General features: G+C 39.4%; 22 protein-coding genes and 1 riboswitch. Of the genes, 17 read left to right on the top strand and 5 right to left on the bottom strand.

Going from position 1 to position 25,699, the window contains the following annotated elements; all coding sequences use genetic code 11:
• The first annotated feature begins 5 nt into the window (after positions 1-5).
• The 14 genes from CU633_RS06685 to CU633_RS06615 all read left to right on the top strand — a co-directional run bounded on the left by CU633_RS06685 (position 6) and on the right by CU633_RS06615 (position 13,750).
• Positions 6-2,072: a flagellar assembly protein A gene (locus CU633_RS06685; RefSeq protein ID WP_101658948.1), complete on the top strand. Its 2,067-nt coding sequence runs from the start codon at positions 6-8 to the stop codon at positions 2,070-2,072.
• Between the two features lie 15 nt (positions 2,073-2,087).
• Positions 2,088-2,402: an STAS domain-containing protein gene (locus tag CU633_RS06680; protein WP_101658947.1), complete on the top strand. Its 315-nt coding sequence runs from the start codon at positions 2,088-2,090 to the stop codon at positions 2,400-2,402.
• A 48-nt stretch (positions 2,403-2,450) separates the two neighbouring features.
• The gene (locus CU633_RS06675) at positions 2,451-3,206 is read left to right on the top strand and encodes a LytR/AlgR family response regulator transcription factor (protein ID WP_101658946.1); all 756 of its coding nucleotides are present in this window, start codon (positions 2,451-2,453) and stop codon (positions 3,204-3,206) included.
• A gap of 333 nt (positions 3,207-3,539) precedes the next feature.
• Complete coding sequence (locus CU633_RS06670; RefSeq protein WP_101658945.1) at positions 3,540-4,235, top strand: GntR family transcriptional regulator; 696 nt, start codon at positions 3,540-3,542, stop codon at positions 4,233-4,235.
• Positions 4,236-4,258: 23 nt separating this feature from the next.
• Positions 4,259-5,446, top strand: coding sequence for an ABC transporter substrate-binding protein (locus CU633_RS06665; protein WP_101658944.1), 1,188 nt, complete (start codon positions 4,259-4,261; stop codon positions 5,444-5,446).
• A 58-nt stretch (positions 5,447-5,504) separates the two neighbouring features.
• Positions 5,505-6,608 carry an ABC transporter ATP-binding protein gene (locus tag CU633_RS06660; protein ID WP_257958550.1) on the top strand — a complete coding sequence of 368 codons (1,104 nt, stop codon included), beginning with the start codon at positions 5,505-5,507 and terminating at the stop codon, positions 6,606-6,608.
• Positions 6,609-6,615: 7 nt separating this feature from the next.
• Positions 6,616-7,479: an ABC transporter permease gene (locus tag CU633_RS06655; protein WP_180954898.1), complete on the top strand. Its 864-nt coding sequence runs from the start codon at positions 6,616-6,618 to the stop codon at positions 7,477-7,479.
• A gap of 15 nt (positions 7,480-7,494) precedes the next feature.
• The gene (locus CU633_RS06650; RefSeq protein ID WP_101658942.1) at positions 7,495-8,373 is read left to right on the top strand and encodes an ABC transporter permease; all 879 of its coding nucleotides are present in this window, start codon (positions 7,495-7,497) and stop codon (positions 8,371-8,373) included.
• A 184-nt stretch (positions 8,374-8,557) separates the two neighbouring features.
• On the top strand, positions 8,558-8,893 hold the full coding sequence (locus CU633_RS06645; protein WP_101658941.1) for an ArsR/SmtB family transcription factor: 336 nt from the start codon (positions 8,558-8,560) through the stop codon (positions 8,891-8,893).
• A gap of 218 nt (positions 8,894-9,111) precedes the next feature.
• Positions 9,112-10,035: a cation diffusion facilitator family transporter gene (locus CU633_RS06640; RefSeq protein WP_101658940.1), complete on the top strand. Its 924-nt coding sequence runs from the start codon at positions 9,112-9,114 to the stop codon at positions 10,033-10,035.
• Positions 10,036-10,329: 294 nt separating this feature from the next.
• Positions 10,330-11,028 (top strand): TerC family protein, encoded by a 699-nt coding sequence (locus CU633_RS06635; RefSeq protein WP_257958549.1) that lies wholly within the window; start codon positions 10,330-10,332, stop codon positions 11,026-11,028.
• Positions 11,029-11,235: 207 nt separating this feature from the next.
• Positions 11,236-11,320, top strand: a riboswitch (cyclic di-GMP riboswitch).
• Between the two features lie 440 nt (positions 11,321-11,760).
• Positions 11,761-11,967 (top strand): DUF2187 family protein, encoded by a 207-nt coding sequence (locus tag CU633_RS06625; RefSeq protein WP_101658938.1) that lies wholly within the window; start codon positions 11,761-11,763, stop codon positions 11,965-11,967.
• A 45-nt stretch (positions 11,968-12,012) separates the two neighbouring features.
• Positions 12,013-12,390 carry a hypothetical protein gene (locus CU633_RS06620; RefSeq protein WP_101658937.1) on the top strand — a complete coding sequence of 126 codons (378 nt, stop codon included), beginning with the start codon at positions 12,013-12,015 and terminating at the stop codon, positions 12,388-12,390.
• 238 nt (positions 12,391-12,628) lie between these two features.
• On the top strand, positions 12,629-13,750 hold the full coding sequence (locus CU633_RS06615) for a phosphatidylglycerol lysyltransferase domain-containing protein (RefSeq protein ID WP_180954897.1): 1,122 nt from the start codon (positions 12,629-12,631) through the stop codon (positions 13,748-13,750).
• Positions 13,751-14,494: 744 nt separating this feature from the next.
• Here CU633_RS06615 and CU633_RS06610 read toward each other — a convergent pair.
• From CU633_RS06610 to CU633_RS06600, 3 genes are read right to left on the bottom strand one after another with little or no spacing between them, the layout of a single operon-like run.
• Positions 14,495-15,661, bottom strand: coding sequence for an MGDG synthase family glycosyltransferase (locus CU633_RS06610; protein WP_180954896.1), 1,167 nt, complete (start codon positions 15,659-15,661; stop codon positions 14,495-14,497).
• Entirely contained in the window at positions 15,658-17,937 is a 2,280-nt protein-coding gene (locus CU633_RS06605; RefSeq protein WP_180954895.1) for an ABC transporter permease, read from the bottom strand. Before CU633_RS06605 ends, CU633_RS06610 begins: the two co-directional genes overlap by 4 nt.
• A gap of 32 nt (positions 17,938-17,969) precedes the next feature.
• Positions 17,970-18,668: an ABC transporter ATP-binding protein gene (locus CU633_RS06600; RefSeq protein WP_101658933.1), complete on the bottom strand. Its 699-nt coding sequence runs from the start codon at positions 18,666-18,668 to the stop codon at positions 17,970-17,972.
• Between the two features lie 652 nt (positions 18,669-19,320).
• Between CU633_RS06600 and CU633_RS06595 the strand changes: the two genes are divergently transcribed.
• The 3 genes from CU633_RS06595 to CU633_RS06585 all read left to right on the top strand — a co-directional run bounded on the left by CU633_RS06595 (position 19,321) and on the right by CU633_RS06585 (position 23,007).
• On the top strand, positions 19,321-20,664 hold the full coding sequence (locus CU633_RS06595) for a glycosyltransferase (protein ID WP_101658932.1): 1,344 nt from the start codon (positions 19,321-19,323) through the stop codon (positions 20,662-20,664).
• Positions 20,665-20,754: 90 nt separating this feature from the next.
• The gene (gene galU, locus CU633_RS06590) at positions 20,755-21,645 is read left to right on the top strand and encodes a UTP--glucose-1-phosphate uridylyltransferase GalU (protein ID WP_101658931.1); all 891 of its coding nucleotides are present in this window, start codon (positions 20,755-20,757) and stop codon (positions 21,643-21,645) included.
• Between the two features lie 21 nt (positions 21,646-21,666).
• Positions 21,667-23,007 carry a UDP-glucose dehydrogenase family protein gene (locus CU633_RS06585; protein WP_101658930.1) on the top strand — a complete coding sequence of 447 codons (1,341 nt, stop codon included), beginning with the start codon at positions 21,667-21,669 and terminating at the stop codon, positions 23,005-23,007.
• A 60-nt stretch (positions 23,008-23,067) separates the two neighbouring features.
• On the opposite strand, the gene treR is transcribed toward CU633_RS06585, so the two are convergent.
• Positions 23,068-23,784: a trehalose operon repressor gene (gene treR, locus CU633_RS06580; protein ID WP_101658929.1), complete on the bottom strand. Its 717-nt coding sequence runs from the start codon at positions 23,782-23,784 to the stop codon at positions 23,068-23,070.
• Positions 23,785-24,013: 229 nt separating this feature from the next.
• Positions 24,014-25,441, bottom strand: coding sequence for a PTS system trehalose-specific EIIBC component (gene treP / locus CU633_RS06575; RefSeq protein WP_101658928.1), 1,428 nt, complete (start codon positions 25,439-25,441; stop codon positions 24,014-24,016).
• Positions 25,442-25,699 lie beyond the last annotated feature (258 nt).

The following is a 25,699-nucleotide window of genomic DNA, read 5'->3' as shown; positions in this document are numbered from 1 at the left end:
GAACAATGTCACAATCAATCATTTCAAAAGGAAAAGATGTCATTGAAGCAATTAATCTTGGTTTAAATATTTTAAATGTAGCCCGTGAGGATGTATCGATAGAAATCATCCAACAGGAGACAAAGTCTTTTTTTCGGTCAAAACCTGCTGTTGTTAAACTAACAAAGACTGAACCAAAGACAATGGAAATAGAAGCATCCGCTCAAGCAAATATTGAGGATATCATTGACCAACTCAACGCACCTTCAAATGCCTTAGTTCATAATGAAACAGATCATGACGTTGTTCTGTTACAAGAAGAATCAATGAGCGAAAATGAAGGGAAGGTTTGGATAAAGGGAGGGAGAATTTTCGGTAAACCTTCCAACTTAACATATCCAACCATTTCGGTGGGGAAAGGAATCAATCTATATAAGAATAAAGAAAAAGTTGAGGGAATTGTTGTTGTAACCGGCAATGATTCGTATGAAGTAAATTTGGAAGAAGAATACAGGGAAACAACATGGCATATTGATTTTGACAAGACTAAATTAAACGTTAAGCTCCATATTGAACCGGGAGCTAAAATTACTCGTACCCTGAAGGACGTGGAACCTAGTCATCATATTGAGCTGCACGCAGAGGAGCATATAGAAATCCAAAATACATTGAATTACAAAGATGTGGTGGAGAAGCTTCAGTCCTTAAGGGCTGTTCATGGATTTGACCATAATGCAATCATGGCAGCTGTCGAAGCCAAAGAAACTGGCGATTATATTATTGCAACTGGAACTGAACCTAAGGAAGGAAAGAATGGTTCACTACAATTGCTAATCGAAGATAAAGAAATTTTAAATGGTCCGAAACAAAGAGATGATGGAACGGCTGATTTTCGCGAAATTAAACATATACCAATTGTAAACCAAGGACAGGTTATCGCGATCATTCATCCTCCTGTTCCGGGTATTCCGGGTAATACAGTAACAAATGAGCCAATCCCTGCTAAACAGACCTACCCCATCATTGTACAAACTGGTTATGGGACAACCCTGATAGAAAATGAAACAAGGATTGTCGCCACAGAAACAGGCAGGCCAAATATTGAGCACAGAGGACAATTAGTAAAGGTCAGCATCGTACAAAAGATGGTTCATAATGGTGATGTTAATATATCAACAGGAAACCTGCGTTTTAAAGGGGATATTGACGTATTAGGTTCTGTCGAGGAAAATATGAGAGTCGAAGCAGAGGGAATCATAAAAGTAACTCATAATGCTAATAGGGCAGTAGTTACTTCGAAAAATTCGATTATCATCAACCAAAATGTAATTGGAAGTACATTATCGGCAGGAAGAAATAACATCCTAGTCTCACAAATAGTGCATTTATTAATTGCTATTGAGCCGGATTTTAAAAAAATGATGCTTTCAATTGATCAATTATTAACCGTGCCGGCATTTAAAATATCAGACCACTCAAAAAGCGGTCTGCATCCGTTAATCAAAATATTATTAGAAAAAAAGTATCAAAATTTAACGGCAGTAACCAAGGAATATATTGAGTTGTGCAGAAGAGGAAACAACAATCTTGATTCGGAGTTTCATAATTTAGCAGAATCGTTACGGCTCTGCCTGCTTTCTTCAGTGCCAAATGTATGGCATTCAAAAGAAAATCTAAATAAACAATATACAAATATTCAAAATATCCTTGAAGAGTACAAGGTATCAGAAAAAGATCATTGCTTTATTGAATTGATGTACGCATTAAATAGCGCTATTTATTGCAGTGGAGACGTAACCATCAAAGGCCAGGGATGTTATAACTCAAAAATACATTGTGGAGGCAAGCTCCAAATAAACGGTGTCTTTCGCGGTGGGGAAGTACATGCCGGACTGGGAGCTTATGTGAAAGAGGCAGGTTCAGACGGTGGAGTGACAAGCCTGATTATCGTTCCAAGTGATCAGAAAATTACAATTGGGATAGCCAGAGAGGGAACGACGATTCAAATCGGAAAAGTAAAGCATACTTTCACTGAAGAACAGCAATATATAGAAGCGGCTTTAGATGAAAACAATAGAATTGTTTTGAAATAAAGGGGAATAAATAATATGTTTACATTTAACATTATCCGGGAAAATGAAGATAATGCTGTTATTTACTTTCTTGGAGATCTGGATATTGAAGTAACGGAAATGATGGAAGATGAAATTTTTCCATCGTTACAATCTTTCAAGACAATTGATATAAACCTTTCCAATGTTCCATTCGTCGATTCGACAGGAATAGGATTGCTGATTAATTTAATTGAAACATTAAAAAAAGACGAGGTTGTTATTACTATTTCTGATGTGGCTCCTCAAGTAAAAGATATCTTTGAAATCATTCAACTCCCCGATATTCTGGGGCATGAAACTTTTAAGTAAGTGATAGTTTTTGTTAAAAAATTCAAGAAGCTTTAGGGGGCTTTTTGCATGAACCAGTTTAATGTCGCAATTGCAGATGATGACGCTACAGCCAGAGATATTTTAAATCACTATATTGAATTGGTTCCTGATTTTAAAATAATCGGAGAAGCAACTGACGGAGAAAAATTAATTCCGTTAGTACTGACAAAAAAACCAGATATTATTATAGTGGATATAGATATGCCTGGTCTAAATGGGTTGGAAGCAGTCAAATCACTGAAAGAACTTTTCCCAACCCTGGCTGTTATTTTTACAACCGGACATACAGAGTTTGCGGTAGAAGCCTTTGAAATCTCAGCAACGGATTATGTTATAAAGCCAATTGATACAACAAGATTTTTTAAAGCTCTTGAGAAGGCCAAAAAATTAGTACAAATGCAAAAAGACGTTTCAACCATTTCAAGTGATTCGGAGAAAAAGCTGGCAATTAGAACGATGAACGCGCACCTATATTTACCAATGGAAGATATTTTATTTATCGAAAAAGAAGGTAGAAAAACGGTTATATATACAGACTATGACAGGTTTGAAACAAATGAATCGCTGCAGGAACTGGAAGGCAGATTACAACCTTTCTTTTTTAAAACACACCGTTCATTCCTGGTGAATTTGAAAAAAATCATTAAAATCGAGGTAATGGGCGAATCGTACAGTGCTCACTTTTCGAATTTTAATAAAACCGCCCATATCTCGAAACTCAAGATCAATGAGGTGCAGAATTATTTCAAACAGATTGTCCAAAATGATGAGGTAACTCCTTAACTTTGTTTTGAGCTTAGTTGCTAAGTTGCCACTCACTTCACTATGAATAACAATAGTTTTTAAAATTTTCTCTCTGGCTATTTACAATTTGTAAGTAGCTTTTTTCTTTTGAGCTGGAGAATCACTTGTGCAAACGATCATTAAAAGTTTGTCGAATATGTTAGAAAATTTAAGAAACATAGGTTTAATTAGCTGAATAATGGGTAATGAATAACTATCCCACTCCGCATTTTTCTTATCATGTCTGCTTCTGTTTTTTTGATTCACTATTTTTTTTGCTTATTCAACTGCCATACTAGTACATTAATCTATTAATACGAAGGGGTCAGAGAGGTGAATAAAACCGGCTTAAAATTAGGATCCACGGCCAGGGAATCGATCTTTCATAACTTAAAATCCAAAATTATTCATTTACAACTTGAACCAGGAACGAAGATATCAGAGAAGGAAATCTCTGATGTAATGGAAGTAAGCAGAACCCCGGTGAGGGAAGCTTTTCTGCAATTGTCCAAGGAAGGGCTCCTCGAGATCTACCCTCAAAGCGGGACCGTCGTTTCCCTGATTGATTTGAAATACACCGAGGAAGCCAAGTTTGTCAGGACAAACCTGGAGGCGGCAATTGTTCGGGACGCGTGTGTGTCATTTCCTGAAGAAATCCTCTTCCAAATGAACAGCAATTTATCCAAGCAGGAGTGGTATCTTGAGAAAAATGATTACCTAAAGCTGTCCGAAATGGACGATGAATTCCATCAAATGATCTTTGAAGGGTGTGGGAAAAAAAGAACGTGGCTGCTGATTGAACCAATGAATGCGCATCTAACAAGAATCGGCATGCTGCATCAATCCTTAAAAAAATATTGGAAGGAGGCATTGAAGCATCACTGGGAAATTTACTCCTGTGTGAAAGACAAGCTGCCTGATCAAGCGGAACAAGTAGTAAAAGTGCATATGAGTTGGGCAGACACCGAAAAAAATGGGTTGATCAACAGGTATCCACATTATTTTTTATCAACACACCGAAAACAATGATACATTTCTGGGGAGGAATTTAAATGAGTAAACAATTTGCGATCATTAGCAGTCTTATTTTAGCCATCTCTTTATTTTTAACTGCATGCAACGGAAGCACCGCCAAGCAGGAACAAGCTTCTGCCCCAGATTCCGCAGGGAATGGTAAACCGCAAACGATCACCTTTTATACCGTTTCAGGTAAGGATGAGTATTTTAAAGACATTTTGATTCCTATGTTCGAAAAGGAAATGAAGGGCAAGTACAAAGTTGAGTATGGCCGGGGTACGCCACAGGAAATTTTAAACAAAATTAAGGCACAAGGAAAAAACGGCAATATCGATATTGTGGCTGCTGGTATGGATGCCATGCCTTTGGGAATACAACAAGGGTTATGGGAACAGCTGTATCCCGCGTATGAAAAGGAATTGCCACAGGACAATTTAACAGATATTGCGAAACAATATATCGAGAAGTATCAAGGGTATGGCATTGTAGATTCCGGCACAAGCGGCCCGGTGCTGGCCTATAATTCAAAGACGGTAAAAAATCCTCCGAAAAGCTATGCGGAATTAAAGGATTGGATAAAGGAGAATCCCGGTAAGTTCATGTATGCGGCGGTCCCGAATAGTGGTACTGGACGCGCATTCTTTCTTGGCTTGGCGTCTGCAATGGGTGAAGATCCCAACAGTCCGGAACAATTAACGAAGACCTGGAACTATCTTGAAGAAATATCACCACATATCAGCAGCTATCCGTCATCCACTTCAGATACATTTACTTTTCTTACCGATGGTACGGTTGACATTATTCCGCACACTCCTTTCTGGTATGCAAGATCGATGATGGAGGCTTCCCTGCCGTCACATATCAAAACGGTGGAACTGGAAGATTCGAAGCAATTCATGGATGCATCCTTTCTTGTTATGTTAAAGGACCTGCCAAAAGAAAGAAAGGAAGCAGCCCTCGAATTTCTCAAATATTCGATGAAGAAGGAGCCTCAATCCCAGGCTATGTCAGTAGGCCAGGTTCCTGCCAATAAAGAGGCGGCCGAAAAATTGATTGATCCAAAATATAAAGCGAATTTTGATGCTGTGTCAGATGCATTGCCAAAGGAGTATAAGGAAGACGGCAGATTTACAGGTGGAGACGATGTGCTCATGTATCCCGACATCGAGCCGATCACCAAAATCTATAAGCTTTGGGAAGAAAAAATCCAATCGAAAAAATGACGCTTTAGTCCCGGCTTAATAAATTGAGACCGGGACTTCTTTAAAAGGAGGAACGTTTATGCAAGCTGTCGCAGAGAAATCATACGGAACGGCAAGTGCCAGTGTGCAAATGAACGATTTAGTGAAACAATTTGGAGATTCCCTTGCTGTTGATCATGTGAATATCGATATAAAAAGCGGAGAATTTGTCACCTTGCTTGGTCCGAGCGGCTGTGGAAAAACAACAATCCTGTCGATGATATTAGGAATTATCGAACCGACATCCGGTTCCATTTCATTTGATGGAGAACCGATTAACGGAATGCCGATGAACCGCAGAGATATTGGTATGGTATTCCAAAACTATGCCCTTTTCCCGCATATGACAGTCGCTGAAAACGTAGGTTTCGGTCTTGATATGAGAAAACTGCCGAAAGCAGAAAAGAAGCAGCGGATAAAAGATGCGCTGGAAATGGTCCAGCTCTCTGAATTCGCATCCCGGTTCCCAAAGCAATTGAGCGGCGGCCAGCAGCAAAGGGTGGCTTTGGCGAGAGCACTTGTCATTAGGCCGAGAGTTTTACTGCTGGATGAGCCATTAAGTAATCTGGATGCCAAATTGAGGAAGGAAATGAGGATTCAGTTAAAACGTCTTCACGAAGAGCTGGGCATCACCACGATTTATGTCACGCATGATCAGGAAGAGGCTCTTTCTCTGTCCACCAAAGTAGCGGTCATGTCCAAAGGTGTGGTCCAGCAAATAGGCACTCCGCAAGAAATTTTTCAAAAGCCAAAAAATCAATTTGTGGCAAACTTCATCGGATATGGAAATTTCTTAAGCGGTAAAATTGCTGGTGAACGCGATGGCCATTATGTATTTGAAACTGAGACGGGATTATCCTTGCTGGTTAAAAAGGATCTTCGCTTTAACATCAGGGATAAAGCGGTTGTTACGATCAAACCGGAAAATATCAAAATCGTTGAGCCGACACATCCAAGCAGTAATCTTCTTAAAGGAAAAGTGATCGTCAGCGATTACGCCGGAAACACGACAGCATATGAAGTAAAAACGGATGATAAATCTGTATGGAAGGTTAACGTTCTTGGGCTGGATCCCTACGATATTTACGATAATATCACGCTATACTTGGATCCTGAAAAACTATTATTGTTGGACAAGGAGTGAGGAAGGCATGGATCATCATCAAGTACCAAAGAAAAAGGATTTTTTGTTGCTTCTTCCTGCACTGCTGCCTTTACTGCTGATTTTTGTTATTCCTTTAGTGAATGGGATACTATTGACCTTCCAGTCAAACGGGCAGCCTGGCTTTTCCTTGGGGAACTATATCCGTTTCTTTACAGAGTCACAGTATTACACGACTATTTTTAAAACCTTACTTCTGGTAGTTCCTGCTTCTATATTGGAATTGATCGTTGCTTTTGCGATTGCTTATTATTTACGCGGAAAATTTAAGGGAAAAAGCTTAATAGCAGGACTCGTCATTTTCCCGCTCACACTCGGGTCGCTCATCGTCGATATGGGGATCATCGTTTTCTTTAAACCAAACGGCTGGTTCAATCAATTTCTTATCGGCGCAGGCATCATCGATGAGCCAATCAAGCTGATTTATAATTTCTGGGGCGCCTTTATTGCTCTTTTCATATTGGGAGTTGCGTTTCTGGCCTCGAATTTTATTGGCATGATGGATTCAATCGATCCTAATCTTGAACAGGCGGCGAAATCGTTGGGGGCGAGTGGATGGACCGCATTTTGGAGGGTTTTTTACCCGTTGATCCGTTCAAGCATATTAACGATCTATGCTTTAAACCTGATTATGCAGCTCGGAGTATATACGTCAGCTGTTATTGTCGGAAATCCAGCATCGGAAACAAGAACTTTTGCAGTCGCAGCATTTGAGGAAGCGATGCGCAATTTTGACTACGGCATGGCCAATACCATTGCAATTGTAATGGCGGTTACCCAATTAATCTGTTTGAGCATCGTTTATCGTCTTCGACAACGGGGCTATGTCGGTTCAGCTGCGACTTTCAAATAGGGAGGGGGAAAAAGGATGCAGCCAACGGAAAGCACTCTTGAGAATTCAGTTCAAAAAATTACGCACTCGGCCAAGAAGAAAAGAAACAAGACATTTCATATAGCGCGCATACCTTTGTCAATCGTTACGATTCTGTTTATTACCATTGTGCTTGGCATGACACTCGCCGTTCTGTTAACTGCATTTGGGAAAGAATGGTTTGGAACTGTTTTTCCAAACGGCTACACATTAAAATGGTTTAAACAGGCATGGGTCAACTATGAAATTGGTACGTATTATAAAATTACCGGGGAAATTGTTCTTACAGCGACGGCGATTTCCTTGGCGCTCAGCATTCCTGCAGCTTATATGCTTGCACGCAAGGAATTCCGTTTTAAGCAAACCCTCATTTCCTTCTTCCAGATGCCTTTTACATTACCTGAGCTGGTTTATGCGATTCCAATTGCATCGATCTTTTATGCCATTGGCCTGGCTGAAACGATTCCAGGACTTATTATTGTCAATCTCATCATTGGGATTCCTTTTTCGGTGTTCATTTTGATTCCATATATCGAAGCGCTGGATCCGAGATTGGAATGGGCCGCAGAGTCACTGGGAGCTGGCAGGATGAATATATTCCGGAGAATCATTGTTCCACAGCTCATTCCCGGCATTACGGCGTCGGCTATTAATATTTTTATCCGCATGTTCAGCGCCTTTACGATTATTCTCTTAATCTCGGGACCGAGGACACAGACGCTGCCGGTTATGGTTTTCAGTGTTTTGAACAGCGGAGGCAACCAGCCGCCGGCAATGCTCAACTCATTGGCATTGGCATTAATGCTCCCGTTGCTATTGTTCTCTTTTGTCAGCTTATGGATTTCAGCGTACTCTCAAAGAAAATTAGGAAAATAAAGTTGGAAGCTTGCTGCGGCAGGCTTTTTTCTTTTTGATTTTTTGTTTAGGAACAGCAGGCTGTTTCAAGCAAAGGTGCAAATATCATAATTATTGGTTAAATAATCTAAAAAAGTGTGTGCTTATTGGTATAGCTTTTTCTATGTTATAATAATTGGCAAAAAGAATGCCTCCGAGGTGGACCATGGAAAGATCTGAAAAAAATGAAATAACCAACGAGCGTTTTGAAGATTCTTTGGATGAAGAAACATTATTTATTGTTTCTCAAACCTTCAAAGCCTTGTCAGACCCTACAAGAATAAAAATCCTCCATTTGTTGTACCAAAAACAGCATTCGGTCAATGAAATAGCTGAAAACCTGAATATGCTCCAGTCTGCTGTTTCACATCAATTGAGATTTCTTAAAAATTTGCGACTCGTAAAGTCCCGCCGGGAAGGTACTACGATGATTTATTCATGTAATGACGAACACGTTATGAATGTCTTAAAGCAAACGATTGATCACGCAAGGCATCATTAATAAATTTCACTTGGAGAAGCTTTTCAGTCAAGCTTCTTTTTTTTGTCTTATTATTCAGTGGTGATAGCTAATAAGATGAAGAGATTAAAACGTTAAGGATTAGGGGGGCATAATGCAAAAACAATTGTGGTAATGTACAAAAAAAGAGTTGCTTTAAAATCCGAATTACATATATAATATATATGAGCATATATTCATATATAGAAAGAAGGGTTCTTATGGGTCACCACCATGGCCACTCTCACGGGCACGGACATTCTCATGGGCAAACAAAAAATAAAAAGGCTTTATTTTTATCTTTCTTATTAATCTCGACTTATATGATTATTGAGGTAATCGGTGGAATTTTAACAAATAGCTTGGCTTTACTTTCGGATGCAGGTCATATGCTTAGCGATGCAGCAGCATTGGGATTAAGCTTTTTCGCCATAAAATTGGGACAAAGACAGGCCACCAGAGCCAAGTCGTTCGGATACAGACGATTTGAGATTATTGCGGCTGCCTTAAATGGGATAACTCTTATTCTTATTTCGCTTTATATTTTTTATGAAGCATACAGACGCTTCTTTCATCCTCCTGAAGTTCAAAGTTTAGGAATGTTAACAATTGCATTAACTGGGTTATTGGTAAATGTAATAGCCGCATGGATTTTAATGAGAGCTGATAAAGAAGAAAACTTAAACGTAAGAAGTGCCTTCCTTCATGTCATCGGTGATATGCTTGGTTCGGTTGGAGCCATCGTCGCTGCCCTGCTCATTTATTTTTTGGGATGGGGAATTGCTGACCCGATTGCCAGCGTAGTTGTTGCGGTTCTTGTTCTGATTAGTGGTTGGAGGGTGATGAAGGATTCTTTTCATGTATTGATGGAAGGGACCCCAATTCAGATTCAATCTGAAAAAGTGAAATCAACTTTATTAAATATCCCAAATGTTACTGAGGTTCACGATTTGCATATTTGGTCGATCACTTCGGGAATGCCGATGCTTAGCTGCCATATTGCCATTGATGGAAACGGTGTTCATGATACCGTTTTACTGCAGGCACAATCGATCCTGCATGATGATTTTGGAATCGAACACAGTACAATACAGGTCGAAAAAGAAGAAAATGGATGTCCCAATCATCATGGAGGCTGCAATTAATAATTGGAAAGGGCCGACTCTAGTTCACTTTGCTTAAATGAAAGGGACATTGAAAAATATATGGAGAAAGTAATAAACCTCCACTAAATTTCGAGCTGCCAAATGAATAGATATCATTACCAAAACCGGCATACAGTTGAACTGTAGCCGGTTTTCTTTTGAATGCACGAACCATTTGCAAAAACACAAGATTATCTTTAACAGTGGTTGTGAATGTTCTTTAGAAAATTCGGTTTAAAATGCTGAAATAGATAAAAACTAGGGCAGTAGAACTTATAACAATTTGTCAGGGGGATGACAGTGGAATTCTTGGGAATGGAACTATCAACACTTATTAAAGTAATCGGTGTAGATCTTATCTTAAGCGGTGACAATGCAATCGTCATTGCGTTGGCGGCTCGAAATGTTCCCCGGGAACATCGCAGAAAAGCAATATTCTGGGGAACATTTGGTGCGATCATTTTACGATTAATTTTCGCTGCCATTATTGTGTGGTTATTGAGAATACCTTTTATCTCTTTTATTGGCGGCCTCTTACTGGTTCAGATTGCTTATAAGTTATTGGCCGGAAAAGAAAAAGAACACAAAGCGGGTGGTACGAGTGTGGCAGCAGCGGTGAGGACGATCATTATCGCAGATGCGGTTATGTCGCTTGATAATGTGTTGGCATTAGCCGGTGTTGCACATGGATTCGTCCCGATTTTAATTGGTATTTTAATTTCTATTCCGATCATTATTTGGGGCAGCCAGCTTATTTTAAAAGCGATGGAAAAGTTCCCGTTCATCATTTATGCTGGTGCCGGACTGCTGGCTTACACTGCGGGAGAAATGATCATTGAAGACGAAACGATAGAAGAATTTCTCCATTCTACCGTTCCCGGCATAGTAGACGAGATCCATCTGTGGCTTCCAATTGTCTTAGTCATTTTAGTTATAGGAATTGGGTATTTAAGAAGAAGGGATAATCTTCTTAAAACTTCTGATGTCATTTAACTGTTCGTTGCATAGTAGTGCTAAATAACGACCCGAAAATGATGACACAGGTGATTATTGAACTATCTGGCTTTCGGGAAGACTTTTTGGAAGTAATTAATTATCACATAAACGATTCTATAGACATGAGTATAATTACCCATTTTTGTTGGGAAATGGCGAAAAATGTTGAAATTTCCCTCCTAAAGTTTTACTATCATATTAATTAAATGCAAACGGCAAACTTGTTGAAAGACAAGGACGCAAAGCCACGAGTCTAAGGTTATCGTACTAGGATAGTCGGGTTGCCAAAAAGTTCGGGAAAAATGATCGATAAATGGTCACTTAAAAACCATTTATACAACAAGTCCACCAAACTTTTTTGGTGGATTTTTTGCATAAAATTTTAAGCAAAGCTTACGGGTGCAATTATTAAGTCTATATAACTTCCAAGTTTTAAAGCTTAAAGAATCATGGGCGAGGAAGAGATGATATATGGAGTTAATGAATTGTATTGAATGTCATGAAATATTTGTACATTCGGGAACATTCGGACAGCTTTGTACTAAATGCTCGAAAAAGGAGAGCCTGTTACTTCGCGAAGTAAAGGATTACTTAAGACGCAAACCAAAAGCAACGATCCTGGAAATACAAGAGGATTTAAATATCCCTTCAAATATCGTTTTACGCTGGAAAAAAGAAAATCGGATTTGACCTGAAGATAGACAAATAAACAAGGGGGAGGAAAGCAGAATGGAAAGAATAAGATCGGGAAAAGCAAAAAAAGGCGATATCATTCTTTTTGAAAGAAAAGATACCTCATGTGAAGGGGAAGTATTTCTTGTCAGGGAAAACAGTGTCCTTGTTGAAATCTCACGGGAAGCTGCCAGAATCTTTGGATACGAGACACCAAATACAGTGGTGGGACATGGAAATTATATGATTATTAAGAAAGCATAGTCCAGCCCAAGAGCCAGGTTAATAAGAAAAAGAGGAGCATAGATCATGCAGCTTTCTGAGTTAATTGCGAAAATAAATAAAAGTGTAGAGGATCTGGATCTTATTTCAACAAGAAAGCTTATCGAAGCGAACATCACGATTCTTAATCAAAATAAAAATCTCCTTAAAAGTAATGCAAGGGAATTGCTCGAATTCTTGACCAATCATTTGGATAATGAAAATAAGCCACTGACACGGCAGGAATTGGGTGCGATCAATTCAATCAATGCTTATGCTTCAAGATTTGATGTGAGAGGATTGAAGCTTAGTATAAAGGATAAAGCGCAATTGCTGTTGCGGAAGGATGTCATTCTTTATCTGAATGCCGATGCAAAAATATTATTAGAAGGATTAGGAGCTATCACAAAAGACGACCAGCAATGAGGTCGTTTTTTTATTGTGAAGATTTTTCGTTATACTTTGTAAAAAATTCGGTTGACCGAATGTTCAAAAAACCAGGGTGATAACACGATTTTTATTTTTTTAAAATGCAGAAAATGAGAGAACAATCATATATAATAGAATGAGGTTTTTACTTTTTTATGGCTAAAGCTTTAATAACGGATGACGCAGCGTTATTGTAAAAAAATGGATCTGGAAATTTAGCTTTATGGAGGGACTTATGCTCCTTGTTTACATTTTGTCATTATTATTTTTAATCATTTTCAGTCTCTTCATGAGAGAGAATCGAACTAATGGATCGGTTCAGCATGAAACGGACTTAAATGAAGTTTGGTCTTTTTTAGAAAAAAATGGCGGTAATCATATTTCTCATTTAAGCTTTTTAAATGACAAACTGTTTTATTGGGCGAAAAATGAACAAGTTTTGCTTACCTATCAACAGGTGGGCAGGACTTATGTCGTTTTGGGGGACCCGATTGGCAAAGAAGCATTCATCAAAGACGCAATAAACGAATTTCAACAATTTTGTTCCCGGTCAGGCAATGAAGCGGTTTTTTATCAGGTATCTCCCCGTTTTTTAGGTGACTATACAAACGAGGGATACCGGACGGTTAAGGTTGGCGAAGAAGCGAGAATCCGCATGCCGGATTTTTCGACCGTCGGGAAAAAGAAAACGCGGCTGCGAACCCCGATCAATAAGTTTCAACGTAACGGTTACCAATTTGCCGTTTTATTCCCGCCGCATTCAGCGCGGTTAAAAGATGAACTGAAAGCCGTATCGGATTCGTGGCTTGGCAAGCGCAAGGAAAAGGGGTTTTCGGTTGGTTTCTTTTGTGAAAATTATCTAGCCCGTTTTCCGCTGGCGATTGTGACGAGTCCGGATCGCAAAATCATTGCTTTTGCGACGCTTGCCTGTAACCAGCAACAGAAGAATCGCGCCATTACGATCGATTTAATGCGCTACCTTCAGGACAGCCCGTCCGGAACAATGGACTTTCTGTTTATATCGATATTTAACTGGTGTAAGGAACAGGGCTATGAATGGTGCAGCCTGGGAATGTCGCCACTGGCCAATTTAAGAGAATCCGAGAAGTTTAACCTGGTAGAATCGATCGGACAGTTCATCTATAAAAGAGGCAATTACTTTTACAATTTTAAAGGGCTTTATGAATATAAAAATAAATTCGAGCCGATATGGGAATCGCGGTATCTCGTCTATAAAAAGCATACCTTGCCAATTATATTCGTTCACATTACCCGGTTGATTCACCGCAAGCGCAAGGCTGATATTAAAGAGGCTGCCGTTACTTATTTGAAAAGGAGAATCACAAAGGCAGGGTGAGGGATAGTACTATTCATATGATCGAAGAATAAGACATCGGCAGCAATCCAAGAGATGAAGGACTTTTTCCAAGCTTATTTACCTAATTATGTCCTTCATCACCAGGATGAAGGACTTTTTCCAAGCTCACTTCCCTAATTATGTCCTTCATCACCAGGATGAAGGACTTTTTCCAAGCTTATTTACCTAATTATGTCCTTCATCACCAGGATGAAGGACTTTTTCCAAGCTCACTCACCTAATTTTGTCAAACCAACCTGTTTACCTTTACGTGGTGGCGCTCCTTTAATGTGTTTATAGGTACATTTTCATCAAACCAAACCCTGATATTCGATGCTTACCAGGGTTTATTGCATTTCTGATCTTTAAATGTATTCACTCGAGACATTAAGGTTACGATAAATCCTGTTGTGTGTTAAGAAATCGTGAATTATTTCAAATAAATGTTTCATGTTAAAGTATTGAAACGAATTAGCCGCAATGCCATATCTTCAGTTACATATAAAATATTTTAGGGTATAAATAACGACCAACTAAAAAACAATTACACTTATAAAGTTTTATACCGATAAAAGAAAGAAGAAGGCGGTTCTTTAGTTAGCATCTACAAGGCAAATAAAATCCAGCAGAGAGTTGATAATACATGCAAAATTTCATATCAATCGTTCAATTTGTTTACTCATGGCTTTATATTATCGTGTTGGGGATTGGAACGATCTTTATATACTTCCATATCTTTAAAAATTAGTTCTCAATTTTACTATATAGCTGATAAAATACGGTATCAATATACGCAATATGTCCCGGTTTGTCTTCATTCAGGATGGTTTTTTCGATAAAATGGCAAACTTCAGCAGTGGTGACTAGTTCCAGTTCGCTTAAATAAGCATGTGCGGCTTTATGCTTTTTAAAAACTGCAGGCTGATTTTGCAGGAAAGTAAAAATTTGCTCTTCCATTGGCGAATGAGGATCAAGAAGATAAACAAGGTCAGTTGCTTTTAAATATTCGACGTTTTTTTCTTCCTGCCCAGGCAGTACACTATGCAGAAAAATAGGAAGCCGTTTTCGCAACGCTTCGCTGATTGTTACACCACCCGGCTTAGTCACGATGACGTCTGCCCAATCATATAATTCATTCATTTTTGCACTGTTTGTAATGTAGGAATAGGGTGTAACGACAGGGCTTTTTTTCATGTCTATGCTTCTATAAAGTGGTACATTTGTTCCGCATAAAACTCTGTACTCGGCAGAATATGAGCCACTTTCCCCGAAATTTGAAACCCTCAATAACCCAAGATTTCCCCCGGTGATCAAAATACGGAGCGGCGTGTTAAATGCTTTCCGCTTACTCCTTTGTGTAATCTCATTGTTGACGAGAATACCCGTAATTTTAATTTTTTCTGCTGGTATCCCCGTCTCCGCCAATTGAGTTTTTATATGGTGTGAAGGGACGAAGTGCCAGTCCACTTCATCTAAATCCCACAAGCTATTTATAAAAAAATCAGTATAAATATTGATGACAGGAGTTGAGATGACTCCGTATTTCTTCAGCTTGCCTGCTAAAAACGATGAAAAGCTGTGCGTGCACACAATCAGATCCGGCTGTTCCCGCAACAAAAGATCTTCCATCTTTTCTAAACAGAACGATTCATAAGATTTCTGAATAAGTTTGGAATTTTTGCTAAAAAAATTTTTGTAAAATCTGCTGTAATAAGATGGAGCTTTTTTAATCCATTTCAGATACAGGTGTGAAATTCCTTTTTCAAGCGCCGGGCTCATAAAGCTTAGAAGATCGACCTTTTTGCATTGTATTGACGGATATTCCTGAGCAAAGGAATCGATCAGTGCTGATGCAACTTTATGATGGCCGGATTCCATTTTAAATAGAGGTAAAAACAGTATCTTTTTCATTGTCCCCCTCCAAGTTTCTCGGTAATAAGGTCTTTGACTGGCAGTCCCGCTGCTTTGCGGGCAGGCACAACACTGGCTATCACACCCAGAGATATAGAGAGTGCAAGCCATAAGCATAAGCCCCAAGGAGAAAATTGCGATTGCAGTTGCGAATGAATCAGAGATTCTCCAATACTTTTATTTAAGATTTTTTCAATCGGATAGGATAGTGCAGCGGAAATCAACCAGGAAATGATAGCAATGAAAAGTCCTTCACCTATAAACAGTTGGAAGACCTTCAGATCGGAACCTCCAATAGCACGAATGATCCCTATCTCTTGCTTTCTTTCAAGTACATTTGCGCTCATAACGGTAATTAAATTCATGATCCCAACCGCCGTAAAAAGAACCCCCGTAAACAAAAGTGAATAAACAACAAGAGAAATAATCTCATGTGGTCTCTGGTTCATGTGATCAACTGTATCAAACGATTCAATTGCAATCTGATGATCACTAAACTGCTGTTCAATATTGCTGATTGTTTTAGAGTTTCCATGGGAATTCATTTTTACCATCACCTTGTTGGGCTGCTGTTCGCTTATCCAATCATGATAATCGTCGGCACCGATATAAATAGCTGGACCATTTAAATGGCCCTTCACGACACCGCCAACTGTCCAATTTTTTACCTGATTTCCGATCTTTAATGAAATCTGGTTACCGGGTTGAATATTTCCTGCGATTGCTTGAAAGTCCTTGTTCACAACAATATTGTTTTTTGGCAATGTATTTAGCCATAATCCTTTCGTTACCTCCGGGTTCAACATGTTGCTCTCTCTTGGAACCGCAAGCAGAAGAGTGCTGCTTACCGTATCTTCATTAGGGAGAATAGCTTCTGCACTTCTGCCTGTCCAACTCTCAGCTTGAAGTACCCCCTCTGTTTGCTTGACCAGCTCAGTAACCTGCAGGCTGCTTAGGTTTGTTCTTATATTCCATTCCGCATCGTGCTGCCAAAAGCTCTGGATTTCTTTAAGTGTGCTTACCATCGAACTATTCAGGGCTATGCAGGAAATAATAATAGCCCCTCCGAAAGCAAGGATCAGAATATTAGTCAAAAGCTGAACCTTTCTGCTGACGGCGTTTCGCACCGATAGAAGGAAGAAGCGAAAACCCGTAGCTTTACTTCCCCCTTTTTTGCGAAATTCTTTGCTGCCATATAGTAATCCCTGGATAATTGGAATTCTAAGAACGATGTTTATTGGTACAAAAGCAGATATAAATGGAATTAAAAACGAGAGAACAACGACAAGAATCAGGATATCCTTCGAGTAATAATATTCAAATTCTCCCATGTTAAGGGATTCAATAAGATATTTCGAAAAATAATAGGAGAGTCCGGCACTCGATAGGCTCGTTAAGAAAAAAATGCATGATCCCATAAATCCCAGGGAAACAATAAATTCATTCCACAAATACTTTCTCCCTGCACCCAGGACCTTTAAAATGCTCATGTCATGGATCTTCTCTGTTGTCAGGCGATAGAAAAAGTGAATCACAAGGATGATTGCCAAGATCAGTGCCAGTACCCCCAGGATGATCAACAGACTGAATACCGTGTCAGTCATCTGTTCTCTTAGCAGTAATGACTGTTGCGTATATTCACTGCGATATACGGTAATGCCTTCAGCATTCAATAAATTCTTAGTGTTTTCAATAATGGCTGAGCCATTTTTTTGATAATCATCTGACTTAACAGTAATTTGAATGACGTTTTTGTCAGAAGACAAGTCCAGTGTATCCAGAGACGCAGGGGATATAAAAGCACGTCCGAAACCGCTGAACTTGGTTGGAATAAAAGTATAATCAGTAATTTCACCTGCAACTGGCAGATCTGCTTCCTTTTTTTCCGGCAATTTGATTGCAATCATATCCCCTTTTTCTAAATCGTAAAAGTCCATTGTCGTTTTTTCTAAAAAGATCCCGGGTCTATGATTGGTGCCTTGAAGGTTTCCTGGTAAATCTATCAGCTCGAAATTCTTTAGAGACCCATTGATTTCAACTCGGCCCCTCGACTTAAACCGTGCTTCAGCATCGTTGATTCCCTCTATCTTTGTTAAATCGGGAAGTTCTTGTTGAAATACGTTTGTATACAAAGAAATGACAGAATCCTGCTGTCTGTCTGTATGGGCCACTGCCCTGCTGAACAGCTCTTTCGTATTAAGGAGAGTCGCTACTGTACTTAAACAGATAGATATAGAAATGATAATCAAGAAAATACGGGCTCTGTTCTTTCTCATATCGCGCCAGGCTTTCCGTATGTAAAGAGAATTCATGCCTGACCAACTTTTCTGCCAATGACAGGCTGTTCGGAAACATGACCATCCTTTACAATAAACGAGCGGGACACCCTATGGGAGAAATCAGTATCGTGGGTGACCATCACAATCGTTTTACCTTGTTCTGATAGATTTTTAAAAAGGGAGAATATATGCTCAGCATTCTCCGAATCCAGGTTTCCAGTCGGTTCATCAGCTACGATTAGAGGAGGGTCATTGGCTAAAGCCCTGGCTATTGCACATCTTTGCTTTTCTCCGCCTGATACAGAATCAGGAAAAAGGTAAGCCTTGTGTAAAAGCCCAACACTTTCTAAAAGCCTCAGCGCCCGTTCTTTTCTTTTTTTTCGGCTCAGGGAGCGGGAAAACTCCATTGGAAGCATGACATTTTCAAAGAGTGTAAGAGTCTGAAGCAGGAAGAAAGATTGAAAGACAATCCCCGTTTCCAGGCTTCGCCACTTCGTCAGCAATTTTTCAGGAAAGTTCGAAATGGTTTTTCCTGAAATGCTAATAGTTCCTTCTGTAGGAGTATCGATACCCGACAGTACATGTAATAAAGTTGATTTCCCGCTGCCTGATTTCCCGATTACTGCGACAAACTCCCCCTTATTGATCGAAAGGCAGACATTCTTTAAGGCCCAAAACTGGTCATCTCCATTCCCGTATACTTTTGAAACGTTTCGCAATTCTATCATGATAACAGAACTCCTTAGCTAACATTCTTATAGTATCTGTAATAACACGTTACTTTTAAGTTAGCAAATTCGTCAGTGGTCATATATGTATCCTTATATGAGGATAATTTCACAAGAATCACTAGGTTCTATCATTAAACGCTTAAAGTTTTATAAAAAGAGCAGGGTATTTTAAGAAATAATGCCTATAATATGTTCCAATTTATTACATTTTCTAATCAATATCGTTTATTTTTGCGGCGGTGTATATCGTTTTTACCCTTATGAATAAAGAAATTCAACTAAAAAAATTTTTTTTAACTTTTTTTATAAAAGTCAAAATGATCAATTGTAAAAGAAGTGTAAAAAATATTGCGCCACTTCACCTTAATAAAGCAAACCTTATAAACAGCAGATAAAGGGAAATAAAGGAAATAGGGTTTTAAACATTAAAGTTATGTTACAAAAATAATAGAAAAATTAAACAGCGAAATGTTTCCGCTTCCAATCCGATAAAATCAACAAAATGAATCGGCCATGGTTAAAAAGAAGGGTTTTCTTAACGGTGAAAAACGTCGGATTGCGAAAAAAGTTTGTCGTTATTAATCTAGTTTTGAAGTTTTCCTGCCGGGAGCAGGGAGATTGAAAACTTAATAACGAGAGGAGAGTTACAATGTCAAAAGTTGTCCAAGATTTATCTGCAGCAGAAATCCAGCAAGTTACCACAGACAAAAAATTCTCATTGAAGGAAAAAACGTTTGTCATTACGCTTTTCATTTTAACGGTAGCTGCGCTTTTCTATGTGAACTGGACTGCATCAGATAAATTAAATTTAACGATCGGCCTTTACGGTTCAGTAATGATTGCTTATTTGCTGGGGAAAATGATTCTCTCATTTAAATACAAAACGGTCGATCTTGATCCCCCGGACTTAAAGGTGTCTGTTGTGATTCCTTCTTATAATGAAGAGCCTGAGGCCGTTTTGGGAACGATTAAAAGTATTTTAAAGCAGGATTACCCGATTCACGAAATCTTTGTGGTCGACGATGGAAGCAAAGATAAATCAGCTTATGAGGCTTCTCTTAAACTAAAAGAGACCCTTCATGCAAATATGACAGCGATCGAAGGTATTGATCCTTCCAGGCTGCCTGAATTGATTGTCCATCGTCTTCCGCAAAATAAAGGAAAGAGACATGCGCAAATCTGGGCGTTCGAACGGGCGACTGGTGACGTTTTTGTTACGGTTGATTCCGATTGTACCGTTTTTTCCAATGCGATCCGAGAATTGTTAAAGCCATTCAATGATCCAGAAGTTACGGCTACAACGGGGCATGTAAATATCCGGAACAGGACGGATAATCTATTAACAAGACTTATCGATATGAGATATGACAATGCGTTCCGTGTTGAGCGGGCAGCACATTCTGTTACAGGCAACGTTTTGGTTTGCAGTGGCCCTCTTAGTGCATATAAACGTAATATTGTCCTTTCAAACCTGGAGCATTATGGTACACAAACGTTCCTGGGCCAACAGGTGCAACTGGGGGATGATCGTTGCTTAACAAACTATGCCATTCGCGCAGGAAAAACGATTTATCAATCAACAGCCCGCTGCATCACGGATGCACCGACATCCCTGTATACACTGCTTAGACAACAGTCGCGCTGGAATAAATCTTTCTTTAGAGAAAGTTTAGTAGCATTGAAAATTGGTTTAAAAAAGCCAAATGTCTTTGTTTGGGTCATGCTTGAAATGTTCTTATGGATCGCTTTCGGAATGTCATTGCTTATGGCAATCTATATTACTTCATCAACGATGGGCTGGATTATGCTTATTTACTATCTGGCGTATGTAACGGTATCCGCCTATGCAAGGAATGTGTTTTATGCTTACAAAAGGCCTTTAACTTTCCTGCTGGCTCCGGTTTATGGCATCTTGTTTTTAATCCTATTATGCCCGCTTCGTTTCTGGGCATTGCTGACTTTGCGCTCCACTTCGTGGGGAACAAGAGGATAAAAATGAACAAGTTTATCGCGGCTCGATTGAAAAAATAGAGCCTTTCTAATCATTTATAAAAGCTTATTTTAAAAAGGAGGAGTTGTTTCTATGAAGGTTCGTAAAGCGATTATTCCAGCTGCAGGATTGGGGACAAGGTTTTTGCCGGCGACAAAGGCCCAGCCAAAAGAAATGCTTCCGATCGTTGATAAGCCAACTATTCAGTACATTGTGGAGGAAGCCATCAATTCAGGTATTGAGGATATTCTTATTATTAGCGGCCGCGGTAAACGGGCCATCGAAGATCATTTTGATAAAGCTTATGAGCTGGAAGAGACACTCTATAAAAAAGAGAAGTATGATAAGCTTTCTGAAATCCAGAGCATTTCAAATCTGGCCAACATCCATTATATTCGCCAAAAAGAACCAAAAGGGTTGGGGCATGCCATTCATTGTGCCGCAAGCTTTATTGGGGATGAACCCTTTGCTGTCTTATTGGGGGACGATATTGTCCGCTCCGAAACACCATGCCTTCAACAGCTTATCGATGTGTTTGATAAATACCAGAACTCCGTGATTGGCGTGCAAGAAGTTGATCCAAAGGATGTTTCCAAATACGGAATCATCGCACCTTTGGGGAATATGAAAGCTGATGAAGGAATCATTCCACTGGCATCCGTTGTCGAAAAGCCGCCCGTTGAAATTGCACCCTCTAATTACGCGATTATGGGAAGGTATATCTTGACTCCAGAAATCTTTACGATTCTCGAAACACTGCCTCCGGGTTCCGGCGGGGAGATTCAGCTGACAGATGCAATCCAAATGCTGAATCAAAAAGAAAATGTTCTTGCTTATGACTTTTATGGCAAGCGATACGATGTTGGAGATAAATTCGGGTTTGTAAAAGCAACTATTGATTTTTCTCTTGAAAGAGAGGACCTTAATCAACAAGTGAAAACATATTTGAATGAGCTCGCGGAAAATGAACAGCTTATCCATTAATCGTATTAGGAGGGAATTTATATGAAGGTAGCAATCTTGGGTACAGGTTATGTCGGTCTTGTAACAGGAGTCTGCTTATCGGAAATTGGCCACGATGTAACTTGCCTTGATATCAATCTGAATAAAATAGAAATGCTGAAAAAAGGGCAATCTCCTATTTATGAGCCGGGCCTTGAAGAATTGATGAAAGCGAACATTGAAAGAGGCAGGCTCCATTTTACAACATCCCACAGCGAAGGACTGGCTGATGCTGAAGTGGTTTACATCGCAGTTGGAACCCCGCAAAGCGAGGACGGCTCCGCTGATTTAACGTATATCTTTCAAGCTGCAAAAGATATTGCATCCCATATCAACCGCAATACCATTCTTGTCACAAAAAGCACTGTACCAATCGGAACCAATTATAAGATAAGGGACATAGTATTAAAACATCTTCGCGCGAATGTTAAAGTAAATTTTGCTTCAAATCCTGAGTTTTTAAGAGAAGGTTCAGCTGTATCGGATACGTTTCATGGAGACCGGATTGTGATTGGTGCGGATGATGCAGAAACAGCTGATATATTAGAATCCTTGTATCAGCCCCTGCAGATACCTGTACTGAAAACAAGCATCTCGAGTGCAGAAATGATTAAATATGCTGCAAATGCTTTTCTGGCAACGAAAATCTCGTTTATTAATGAAATTGCCAATCTATCCGAAAAAGTGGGGGCAGATATTGAAGAGGTCGCCGAAGGGATTGGCAAGGATGACAGAATCGGATCTAAATTTCTTCAGGCCGGCATTGGGTACGGAGGCTCATGTTTTCCGAAGGATACTCACGCGCTTGTAAAAATATCGGAGGAATCCGACCATGATTTTCATTTATTGAAATCAGTTATTCAAGTCAATAATTCTCAAAAATACCTGTTATACGAAAAAGCAAAAGAAAGGTTCGGTTCACTTGCAGGAAAGCGGGTCGCTTTTCTTGGGCTGTCCTTCAAGCCAGAAACAGACGATATTCGGGAAGCGGCATCTATCGCTTTAGCGGAAAAGTTAATCAATGACGGTGCAGAGGTGATTGGGTATGACCCTATTGCGATAGAAAACGCTAAAAAGGTTCTGCCAGAAGGCGTGGTCTACACAGAACAAATCGAGGATGCGATTAAGCAGTCAGATACCGTGTTTATTTTGACTGACTGGAAGGAAGTTGTCCAAAAGGCATTAATCCTGACAAGCCTGTTCCATGAAGAACCAATCATTTTTGACGGACGCAATTGTTATTCACTTGAAGAAGTGGAAAAATACAATGTGGAGTATTATTCTGTCGGGAGAGACGCAGTTCTGCCAAAGACAGAAGAGAAGCAGCTTGCGGCAGCGTTGTAACTATCAAAAGCAATTTAAAGAAAAAGGGTGGCCACAATATTACATTGAGGCTACCCTTTGTTATATATGCGTTCTTCTGGCAAAGTCAACAAACCGAAATTTGTCCGGCCGGTGCCTTGATTCTGTATATTGAAACAGGCTCGCGTCATCCAAGTAAACATAGTTTTTGATGACCACAACGTTATGAAATCCGTCGAGGTCTAACAGTTTTCGATCTTCACCAGTAGGTTCAACCACAACGATTTCCTTTTTTGCGAAACTGATCGTTAAGTTTAACTCATTTTCAAGATAATCGTAAATGGAGTCAGCGCAAATATCTTCTGTTAAAGAAGGAACGTGTTTTTTAGATAAATAATCTTTATCCAAAATAATTTTCTCGCCGCCCATTTCCCTCGTTCTGACAATCTTCCAGACCTGGTCTTTGCCTGATAAATGGAGCTGCTGTTTAATGTAGTTGTCAGGTTTAATTAAGGCAAGTTCATGAACAATTGTTCTTGGTTTCTTTTCCATTTTCTCTGCCAGTTCTTTAAAGCTGATAAGACCGGAGACTGGAAAATCAAACTTGTTGATGTCAATCACAATCGACCCTTTTCCACGAACTTTTTGAATATACCCGTTCTGTGAAAGCAGGTTCAATGCTTTTCTGATCGTTTCCCTGGATGTATCATATTGGTCTTTTAATTCATGTTCAGAGGGAAGAAGGGTATTAGCCGGAATCTCCCCGCTTTTTATTTGTTCAACAATGCTGCTGTAGATTGTTAGATACTTGTTAGTCATAAAGGATCCCCAATCAGTTTTTTAAATGAAAAATTTATATAGATTTCTTGTAAATCCAGATTATATGAAGTTCAAACTTGCCAGGAGGATTGCTGTTTTTCTGAAGTTCCCATAAAAGTCAAGTTTACAAAATCCCCACCTGTAATAATACCATATTCTATTTTTAATATGATATATTGCCTCAAAAAGTAAAGGGAGGGAGAAGACTTCTCCCTCCCTTTTCGGAGTATTACTTTCTATTAAAAGAAAATTTATTCATTCTTGTTTTAGCAAAAACAACTGTCAAGATGATAGGAACAACGATTGCAACTACCATTGCTACTGCAAACATGAGCCAGTCTTGCGCCTGGATAGATAAGATTCCAGGAAGACCGCCGACGCCGATTGAATTAGCCATTACGTCGCTGCCAACTGATACAACAGCTGCAACCAGTGATCCAATCATGGCTGCCAGGAATGGGAAGCCGTATTTTAAATTGATACCGAACATCGCTGGTTCTGTTACACCGAGGTAACAGGAGATTGCAGCCGGAATCGACACTTGTTTTTCTTCTTCATTTTTTCTATTAATAAAGATCATCGCAAGAACAGCTGAACCCTGTGCAATATTTGATAACGCAATCATTGGCCACAGGTTTGTTCCGCCAAGTTCACTCATTAGTTGAAGATCAATCGCATTTGTCATATGGTGTAACCCGGTAATAACAAGCGGTGCATAAGCAAAGCCAAAGATTGCGGCAAACAACCAGCCAAATGCAGAAGTTAAGCTTGAATAAACCACATCAGAGATGAAAGTACCCATAGTCCAGCCGATCGGACCAAGGACGATATGAGCAATTAATACAGTTGGAATAAGTGCAAAGAATGGGACAACGATCATTGAAATTGAATTTGGAACAATATCACGAAGCTTGCGTTCTAAAAGGGCTAACACAAATCCGGCAAGAATCGCCGGGATGACTTGTGCCTGATAGCCAATCATTTCAACTTCGGCAAAGCCAAAATTCCATGTTGGTATTGTTTCAGCACCGGCAACTCCATAAGCATTAAGCAGCTGTGGCGATACGAGTGTGATACCAAGGACAATACCGAGTATTTGCGATGTACCCATTTTCTTTGTAATCGACCACGTGATTCCGACAGGAAGGAAGTGGAATACCGCTTCACCAATCAGCCATAAAAAAGCATGAACGCCCGCCCAGAACTGGGATACTTCAACAATTGATTTTGTACCATCTTCAAGCAATTTAATGTCTCCGATAACGTTCCTGAAGCCGAGGATCAAACCTCCGACGACAAGAGCGGGAATTAATGGAGTAAAGATATCAGCAAGATGGGCAATCATTCTTTGTAAGAAACTCATGTTTTGCTTTGCAGCAACCTTTGCCTCATCTTTTGACGTACCATCAATACCAGCCAGTTTAATAAATTCATTGTAGAAGGATGGAACTTCATTGCCGATAATGACCTGGAATTGTCCGGCTTGTGTAAAAGTTCCTTTTACAAGCTTTATTGACTCAATCTGACTTACATCAGCTTTAGCTGGATCATTCAATACAAAACGCATTCTGGTGGCACAATGGGTAACGGCTGCAACGTTTTCTTTACCGCCAATGTGTTCCAGTAAATCCTTGGCAGGATCTGTGAACTTACTCATTTTTCTTCCCCCTGTTGAATTGGAATCAACCCAATTCTTTCATTATTATATTTTCAAATTCTTATATCCACAGGATCATGAGTGCGTTTACAAAAATATCATCCTGTATATACAAGTATTTGGTTGCGTTTTCATTTTATCCTGTATATACAAATATGTCAATAAGGAAAAAATATTCTTTAAAAAATAGTTCACTCTTAAAAACCAGCACTGTTTTTTATGCAGAAATGCGCTTGTAGAAAGCGTATTTTTTAGCTA

This window comes from Bacillus sp. V3-13, from assembly GCF_002860165.1.
In the GTDB taxonomy this organism is placed as follows: Bacteria; Bacillota; Bacilli; order Bacillales; family Cytobacillaceae; genus Bacillus_BJ.
The sequence above is the reverse complement of the archived record's forward strand: the minus strand, read 5'-3'. Positions and strand labels throughout refer to the sequence as shown.

Bases quoted from the DNA above. Each gene is read 5' to 3' on its own strand.
- treR (WP_101658929.1), bottom strand. From the start codon at position 23,784: ATGACTAACAAGTATCTAACAATCTACAGCAGCATTGTTGAACAAATA.
- CU633_RS06660 (WP_257958550.1), top strand. From the start codon at position 5,505: ATGCAAGCTGTCGCAGAGAAATCATACGGAACGGCAAGTGCCAGTGTG.
- CU633_RS06665 (WP_101658944.1), top strand. From the start codon at position 4,259: ATGAGTAAACAATTTGCGATCATTAGCAGTCTTATTTTAGCCATCTCT.
- CU633_RS06635 (WP_257958549.1), top strand. From the start codon at position 10,330: ATGACAGTGGAATTCTTGGGAATGGAACTATCAACACTTATTAAAGTA.
- CU633_RS06655 (WP_180954898.1), top strand. From the start codon at position 6,616: ATGGATCATCATCAAGTACCAAAGAAAAAGGATTTTTTGTTGCTTCTT.
- CU633_RS06605 (WP_180954895.1), bottom strand. From the start codon at position 17,937: ATGAGAAAGAACAGAGCCCGTATTTTCTTGATTATCATTTCTATATCT.
- treP (WP_101658928.1), bottom strand. From the start codon at position 25,441: ATGAGTAAGTTCACAGATCCTGCCAAGGATTTACTGGAACACATTGGC.
- CU633_RS06640 (WP_101658940.1), top strand. From the start codon at position 9,112: ATGGGTCACCACCATGGCCACTCTCACGGGCACGGACATTCTCATGGG.
- CU633_RS06595 (WP_101658932.1), top strand. From the start codon at position 19,321: ATGTCAAAAGTTGTCCAAGATTTATCTGCAGCAGAAATCCAGCAAGTT.
- CU633_RS06600 (WP_101658933.1), bottom strand. From the start codon at position 18,668: ATGATAGAATTGCGAAACGTTTCAAAAGTATACGGGAATGGAGATGAC.
- CU633_RS06645 (WP_101658941.1), top strand. From the start codon at position 8,558: ATGGAAAGATCTGAAAAAAATGAAATAACCAACGAGCGTTTTGAAGAT.
- CU633_RS06620 (WP_101658937.1), top strand. From the start codon at position 12,013: ATGCAGCTTTCTGAGTTAATTGCGAAAATAAATAAAAGTGTAGAGGAT.
- CU633_RS06585 (WP_101658930.1), top strand. From the start codon at position 21,667: ATGAAGGTAGCAATCTTGGGTACAGGTTATGTCGGTCTTGTAACAGGA.
- CU633_RS06650 (WP_101658942.1), top strand. From the start codon at position 7,495: ATGCAGCCAACGGAAAGCACTCTTGAGAATTCAGTTCAAAAAATTACG.
- galU (WP_101658931.1), top strand. From the start codon at position 20,755: ATGAAGGTTCGTAAAGCGATTATTCCAGCTGCAGGATTGGGGACAAGG.
- CU633_RS06610 (WP_180954896.1), bottom strand. From the start codon at position 15,661: ATGAAAAAGATACTGTTTTTACCTCTATTTAAAATGGAATCCGGCCAT.
- CU633_RS06685 (WP_101658948.1), top strand. From the start codon at position 6: ATGTCACAATCAATCATTTCAAAAGGAAAAGATGTCATTGAAGCAATT.
- CU633_RS06625 (WP_101658938.1), top strand. From the start codon at position 11,761: ATGGAAAGAATAAGATCGGGAAAAGCAAAAAAAGGCGATATCATTCTT.
- CU633_RS06615 (WP_180954897.1), top strand. From the start codon at position 12,629: ATGCTCCTTGTTTACATTTTGTCATTATTATTTTTAATCATTTTCAGT.
- CU633_RS06675 (WP_101658946.1), top strand. From the start codon at position 2,451: ATGAACCAGTTTAATGTCGCAATTGCAGATGATGACGCTACAGCCAGA.
- CU633_RS06680 (WP_101658947.1), top strand. From the start codon at position 2,088: ATGTTTACATTTAACATTATCCGGGAAAATGAAGATAATGCTGTTATT.